Annotated in this window: 8 protein-coding genes (1 of these 8 only partly in view); 4 read left to right on the top strand and 4 right to left on the bottom strand. The window is 71.1% G+C overall.

The features are described from left to right. Positions 1–502, bottom strand: partial view of a DNA-3-methyladenine glycosylase gene (locus ACE4Q9_RS25970; protein ID WP_397986646.1) — the 5' portion only. It extends 149 nt beyond the left edge of the window; the window shows 502 of its 651 coding nt (coding positions 1–502); it begins with the start codon at positions 500–502; its stop codon lies beyond the left edge, outside the window. A 112-nt stretch (positions 503–614) separates the two neighbouring features. On the opposite strand from ACE4Q9_RS25970, the gene ACE4Q9_RS25965 reads away from it, so the two are divergent. From ACE4Q9_RS25965 to ACE4Q9_RS25955, 3 genes are all read left to right on the top strand, one after another. Next, a complete protein-coding gene (locus ACE4Q9_RS25965; RefSeq protein ID WP_397986645.1) occupies positions 615–1,397 on the top strand; it encodes a sporulation protein in 783 nt (260 codons plus the stop codon). Positions 1,398–1,439: 42 nt separating this feature from the next. After that, entirely contained in the window at positions 1,440–1,979 is a 540-nt protein-coding gene (locus ACE4Q9_RS25960) for a YbhB/YbcL family Raf kinase inhibitor-like protein (RefSeq protein ID WP_397986644.1), read from the top strand. 167 nt (positions 1,980–2,146) lie between these two features. Continuing rightward, positions 2,147–2,653 carry an HNH endonuclease gene (locus ACE4Q9_RS25955; RefSeq protein ID WP_397986643.1) on the top strand — a complete coding sequence of 169 codons (507 nt, stop codon included), beginning with the start codon at positions 2,147–2,149 and terminating at the stop codon, positions 2,651–2,653. Positions 2,654–2,763: 110 nt separating this feature from the next. On the opposite strand, the gene ACE4Q9_RS25950 is transcribed toward ACE4Q9_RS25955, so the two are convergent. The 3 genes from ACE4Q9_RS25950 to ACE4Q9_RS25940 all read right to left on the bottom strand — a co-directional run bounded on the left by ACE4Q9_RS25950 (position 2,764) and on the right by ACE4Q9_RS25940 (position 5,165). Next, complete coding sequence (locus ACE4Q9_RS25950) at positions 2,764–3,735, bottom strand: SPFH domain-containing protein (protein WP_397986642.1); 972 nt, start codon at positions 3,733–3,735, stop codon at positions 2,764–2,766. 87 nt (positions 3,736–3,822) lie between these two features. Further along, a complete protein-coding gene (locus ACE4Q9_RS25945; protein ID WP_397986641.1) occupies positions 3,823–4,254 on the bottom strand; it encodes an NfeD family protein in 432 nt (143 codons plus the stop codon). A 113-nt stretch (positions 4,255–4,367) separates the two neighbouring features. Then, positions 4,368–5,165 (bottom strand): ABC transporter ATP-binding protein, encoded by a 798-nt coding sequence (locus tag ACE4Q9_RS25940; protein ID WP_397986640.1) that lies wholly within the window; start codon positions 5,163–5,165, stop codon positions 4,368–4,370. 150 nt (positions 5,166–5,315) lie between these two features. Here ACE4Q9_RS25940 and ACE4Q9_RS25935 point away from each other — a divergent pair, with 150 nt between their 5' ends. Further along, positions 5,316–6,104 (top strand): hypothetical protein, encoded by a 789-nt coding sequence (locus ACE4Q9_RS25935; protein WP_397986639.1) that lies wholly within the window; start codon positions 5,316–5,318, stop codon positions 6,102–6,104. Positions 6,105–6,374: the final 270 nt, after the last annotated feature.

Genomic DNA, 6,374 nt, shown 5'->3' with positions numbered 1-6,374 from the left:
CGGGAGTGCCGGTCAGGATGCGCAGCGGAGCCTCGCCGGAGGCGCAGGCGTCCGTGCCGTCCAGCGCGCGGTCGACCTCCAGCGCGGTGGCGAGCCGGGCCGGCCCCTTGGCCAGTTCCTTGTCGTTGCGGGCGGAGGGCCGGCGCTTGCGGGCCAGCTCCGCGCCCTCGACGATCTCGCCGGCCCGCAGCAGAACGGCGCTCGCCTTGCCTTCGGGACCGCAGACCAGGTTCATGCAGTGCCACATGCCGTAGGTGAAGTAGACGTACACATGTCCGGGTTCCCCGAACATCACCGCGTTGCGTGCGGTGCGGCCGCGGTAGGCGTGGGAGCCGGGGTCGTTCGGGCCGTCGTACGCCTCGACCTCCGTGAGACGTACCGAGATCGGGCCGTCGGGTGTCGTGCGGACCAGGATGCGGCCGAGAAGATCGGGGGCGACTTCGAGGACCGGGCGGTCGAAGAAGTTCCTGGGCAGTGGCTTACGGTCCGGGAGCGCGATCATGCCCTCCGAGAGTAGTGCACCGGGGTGGTCCGTCCGGGGGGCGGCCGAGCGGAACCGGTCGAGGGGCTGATCGCGTTTGTAGGGGCGAGGTCCGTTCGTAAAGGGAGAGTCAATGGCGTTCAAGAAGCTGCTCGCGAGCCTCGGAGCCGGCGGTGCCTCGGTCGAGACGGTGCTGACCGAGGTGAATGTCGTACCGGGTGGCGTGGTCCAGGGCGAGGTGCGGATCCAGGGCGGTTCCGTGAACCAGGCCGTCGAGGGGCTGTCCGTCGGCCTCCAGGCGCGGGTCGAGGTCGAGCGCGGCGACGAGGAGTACAAGCAGGACATCGAGTTCGCCACGGTGCGGCTCGGCGGCGCGTTCGAGCTGCAGGCCGGTGCCGTGCACGCAGTGCCGTTCGGTCTGGAGGTCCCCTGGGAGACGCCGGTGACGATGATCGACGGCCAGGAGCTGCGCGGAATGCACATCGGGGTGACGACCGAGCTGGCGATCGCCCGCGCCGTCGACTCCGGCGACCTCGACCCGGTCAACGTGCACCCGTTGCCGGCGCAGCAGGCGATCCTCGACGCGTTCATCGAGCTGGGCTTCCGTTTCAAGAACGCCGACATGGAGCGCGGCCACATCCGGGGTACCCGGCAGCGGCTGCCGTTCTACCAGGAGATCGAGTTCTACCCGCCGTCGCAGTACCGGGGCCTGAACCAGGTGGAGCTGAGCTTCGTGGCCGACGAGCACGCCATGGACGTCGTCCTGGAGATGGACAAGAAGGCAGGCCTGTTCAGCGAGGGCTCCGACACCTACCGCTCCTTCCAGGTGGGCCATCACGACTGGCAGAGGACCGATTGGGCGGGGTACCTGAACCACTGGCTGTCCGAGGTCGGCAGCCGGCGCAACTGGTTCTAGGCTCGCCCTGTTCTTTCCGGAACACGATCAGGAGGTACCAAGGTGACCGAGCTCAAGAGGCGACCGCTCCCCCATGACTTCCACCCGCCGGTGCCGTCGTTCACGGTGGCCAGCACGGACGTCGAGGAGGGCGCCACGCTGAAGGGCGCTCAGGTCTACGCGGACGGGAACACCTCGCCCCACCTGCGGTGGGAGGGTTTCCCGGCGGAGACCAAGAGCTTCGCCGTGACCTGCTACGACCCGGATGCGCCGACCGGCAGCGGGTTCTGGCACTGGGTTCTGTTCGACATTCCGGCCTCGGTGACGGAGCTGCCCGCGGGTGCGGGGAGCGCCAAGTTCGAGGGCCTGCCGGAAGGCGCCGTGCACGCGCGCAACGACTACGGGACGCGGGACTTCGGCGGCGCCGCGCCGCCGCCCGGCGACGGCCCGCACCGTTACGTGTTCACGGTGTACGCGGTGGACCAGGAGAAGCTGGGTCCGGACGCGGACGCCTCGCCCGCCTTCGTGGGGTTCAACCTGCGGTTCCACACGATCGCGCGGGCTCAGCTCATCGGCGAGTACGAGAACACCGAGCAGGGCTGAGCACCCGTCTCCTTTCAGCCAAGCGTTCATTGAACGTTTGCCCGCCTCCGGTCTTGGAAGTGATCGGGGGCGGGCATTTTTTATTGCGTTGTCCATCTCGGCGCGCCCGTCCAGAGTTGATCCGAGCCCGCCGGGGGGTGGGCAGGTGCGCACGGGAGGTGGGCTGGATGCGGGACACGCTGGTGCTGAACGCGAGCTTCGAGCCGCTGTCTACGGTGACTCTGAACCGAGCCGTGGTCCTGGTGCTCCAGGACAAGGCGGTGGTCGAGCAGGCCCATCCCGAGCTGCGGATGCGCGGAGCCGAGGTGGACATACCCGCGCCTCGGGTGATCAGGCTGTGCAGATATGTACGGGTGCCGTTCCGAAGACAAGCCCCGTGGTCGCGGCGGGGGGTGCTGGTGCGGGACCGGCACCGGTGCGTGTACTGCGGGCGCCGGGCGACGACGGTGGACCATGTGGTGCCGCGGGCGCAGGGCGGGCAGGACACGTGGCTGAACACGGTGGCGGCGTGTGCGGAGGACAATCACCGCAAGGCGGACCGGACGCCGGAGGAGGCGGGGATGACGTTGCTGCGGGCGCCGTTCGAGCCGACGCCGGCCGATGCGATGCTCTTGGCTTTGCGGCAGGACGACTTGGACGGGCTTCCTGAGTGGCTCGCCAGGGATGCGGCCTGAGCGTCCGCCCGGTTCTGCCTGATGGCGGATGCGGGTTGTCGTGGGTTGATCACGCAGTTCCCCGCGCCCCTTGGGGGCGCGGGAGGAACCCTGCGTTCGGGCGGTGACCCTCAGTCGATGCTCGGCTTTTCGCGGCGTTCTGCCGCGGGGCCGTTGTTCTGGGCGGGGAGGGTGGCGCCGCTGTTGCCGCCGTTGCCGCCGCCGCCCAGGGGGCCGAAGTTGCCCATGGCGCCGGAGAGGCCCTTGAGGGCGTCGCCGATCTCGCTGGGGACGATCCAGAGCTTGTTGGCGTCGCCCTCGGCGATCTTCGGGAGCATCTGGAGGTACTGGTAGGACAGCAGCTTCTGGTCGGGGTCGCCGGCGTGGATCGCCTCGAAGACCGTGCGCACGGCCTGGGCCTCGCCCTCGGCGCGCAGCGCGGCGGCCTTGGCCTCGCCCTCGGCGCGCAGGATCTGGGACTGCTTCTCGCCCTCGGCCGTGAGGATCGCGGCCTGCCGGGTGCCCTCCGCGGTGAGGATCGCGGCGCGCTTGTCACGGTCGGCGCGCATCTGCTTCTCCATCGAGTCCTGGATGGAGGTGGGCGGCTCGATGGCCTTCAGCTCCACGCGGTTGACGCGGATGCCCCACTTGCCGGTGGCCTCGTCCAGCACGCCGCGCAGGGCGGCGTTGATCTCCTCGCGGGAGGTCAGGGTGCGCTCCAGGTCCATGCCGCCGATGATGTTGCGCAGCGTGGTGACGGTGAGCTGCTCGATCGCCTGGATGTAGCTGGCGACCTCGTAGGTGGCCGCGCGGGCGTCGGTCACCTGGTAGTAGATGACGGTGTCGATGTTGACGACCAGGTTGTCCTGGGTGATCACCGGCTGGGGCGGGAACGGTACGACCTGTTCGCGCAGGTCGATGCGGTTGCGGATGGTGTCTATGAACGGGACGACGATGTTCAGGCCCGCGTTCAGGGTCCGCGTGTAGCGGCCGAAACGCTCGACGATGGCCGCGCTGGCCTGTGGGATGACCTGGATGGTCTTGATCAGGGCGATGAAGACCAACACCACCAGAATGATCAGGACGATGATGACCGGTTCCATCGTGTTCCCCGTACCCCTCTCCGCCTGTTCAAAGGATCTTGCCCGTCGAGTCTGACAGACTCCGGCCCAACTCGGGGGCAGGATGGCTCAGATGACGATCGCGGTGGCTCCTTCGATGTCCACGACGTCCACCTCCTGGCCCGCCTCGTAGGCCCGGCCGGTGTCCAGGGCGCGGGCCGACCAGATCTCCCCGGCGAGCTTGACGCGGCCGCCGGAGCCGTCGACCCGTTCGAGTACGACGGCCTGCTTGCCCTTCAACGCCTCGACGCCGCTGGCGAACTGCGGGCGCTGCCTGCTGTGCCGGTTCGCGATGGGCCGTACGACGGCGATGAGCGCGACGGAGACGGCGAGGAACGCGATCACCTGGACGACGACGCCGAAGCCGAGGGCGGCGACGACCGCGGCCGCGACGGCTCCCACCGCGAACATGCCGAACTCGGGCATGGCGGTGACGACGAGCGGGATTCCGAGCGCGGCTGCGCCGACGAGCCACCACACCCATGCGTCGATGTCGTTCACGTGGTCATCGTAGGGCCACGATCGGGCGGCGGACAGGGCGCGTTGAGGGACCCGGCGGGTTTGCGCGGGGGTCCGGGCGGGGGTGGGGTGACGGCCGGCCGGGGGCCGCCGGGTCAGGACAGCGGCAGGCCGTGGGCCGTCCAGCGGTCGCCGACCTGCTCGACCACGAGCGGGAGGCCGAAGCAGCGGGAGAGGTTGCGGGAGGTCAGCTCCAGCTCGATCGGGCCGGCGGTGAGGACCTTGCCCTGACGGATCATCAGGACGTGGGAGAAGCCGGGGGCGATCTCCTCGACGTGGTGGGTGACCATGATCATCGAGGGGGCGATGGGATCGCGGGCGAGCCGGCCGAGGCGACGGACCAGGTCCTCGCGGCCGCCGAGGTCGAGGCCGGCGGCGGGCTCGTCAAGGAGCAGCAGCTCGGGGTCGCTCATCAGGGCGCGGGCGATGAGGGTGCGCTTGCGCTCGCCCTCGGAGAGGGTGCCGAAGCGGCGGTCGAGGTAGTCGCTCATGCCGAGGCGGTCGAGGAAGGCGCGGGCGCGCTGCTCGTCCACGTCCTCGTATTCCTCCTTCCAGGCGGCGGTCATGCCGTAGGCGGCGGTGAGGACCGTCTGGAGGACCGTCTGGCGCTTGGGGAGCTTCTCGGCGAGGGCGATGCCGGCCACGCCGACTCGGGGGCGCAGCTCGAAGACGTCGGTGCCGGGCTTGCCCAGGGTCTCGCCGAGGATGGTGACGGAGCCCGTGGTGGGGTACAGGTAGCTGGAGGCGACGTTCAGGAGGGTGGTCTTGCCGGCGCCGTTGGGGCCGAGGATGACCCAGCGTTCGCCCTCCTTCACCGACCAGGAGACCTGGTCCACCAGAGCCCGGCCCTCGCGGACCACGGATACGTCCTGAAGCTCCAGAACATCGCTCATGAGCGCGTTGTCTCCCCTTGCAGTGTGGCCGGTCTCGGCTGTCGCGTACGCCTGTGGCGCGGTCCGCCGCGCCGGTGGGCACGGCCCCTATGAAATCTACGCCACCGGTGCGCCGGTCCATTCCATCGGTCCGGTCCTTAGGGTGGGGGCATGCTCACGGAACCGCGTTCAGGACGCCTTGCCGCATGGGGAAATGCCCTTTTGGCCGGACTTGTCTCTCCGGATGACGCAGCGCTCGCCATTGTGGGTGAGGACACGGTCCACCGGGTGGCGGGGCTCCCCGGCGAGACCGCGCCGGTGGGGCTCACGCTCGCGCTGGGGCGGCTGCGGACGCTGGGCGCGACGGGGCTGCGGGTGGCGCTGCCGGCGCCCGGTCATCCGCTGGGGCTGAGCGGTCCGCCGGAGTTCAACGCGCGGGCGCTGGAGGCGCAGGAGGCGGCGGTCTGCTTCGGCACCGCGTTCGGGCTGGTGCCGGAGGTGTACGAGGCCGGGCCCGCGGGTGATGTGCATGTCGAGGTGGTCTGGCACGCCCTGCCGGTCCGCGAGGCGCCGCCCGCGGACGTGCCGTCCCTGGGCGAGGCGGAGCGTGAGCTGGCGGAGGCCCTGCGCGACGCGACGGCGCTGCTCGCCCGGCTCGACGTGGCCGCCTCCGGTCCGGTGGCCGAGGCCGCGATCGACGCGTACCGGGCGCGGGCGGAGGCCGGCCGCGAGGTGCTGGCGCCCGGCTATCCGCCTCGCGCGGCCCGTGTGCTGGAGCTGGCGCAGCGGATCGCCCTGCTGATCTCCCTCGCGCACGACCACGGCCACGGGGCCGCGGTGACCGCCTCGGAGATGGCGGCGCGCACCGAGGCGCTGCGCCCGGTGGAGCGGACGGCCCGGCGGGCGCAGGTGGCGGCGTACAACTCGATGGTGGAGGAGCGGGAGCGGGGGGCGCGCTGACCTGCGGGGCCGGGCGGCGGGACGGGGGCCGGCGGCGAGGCAGGGGCCCGCCGGCGAGGGGGGCGCGGCGGCGAGGTGGGGGCGCGGACAACTGAGGGCGCTGATCGGGCCCGGCGGCGAGGGGGGACAACTGGGGCGCTGATCGGCGGGGCCGGACGGAGGGACGGGAGCGCGGACAAGCGGAGGCCGCCGACCTGCGGGGCCCGGCGGCGAGGCGCCCGGCGGCGAGGGGGGCGCGGGCAAAGGGACGGGCCCCCCGGTGGTTCCGGG

The sequence above is a fragment of the Streptomyces sp. AM6-12 genome, assembly GCF_044327085.1.
GTDB lineage: Bacteria > Actinomycetota > Actinomycetes > Streptomycetales > Streptomycetaceae > Streptomyces.
Note: the sequence above shows the minus strand (reverse complement) of the source record. Positions and strands in the feature narration are given on the sequence as shown.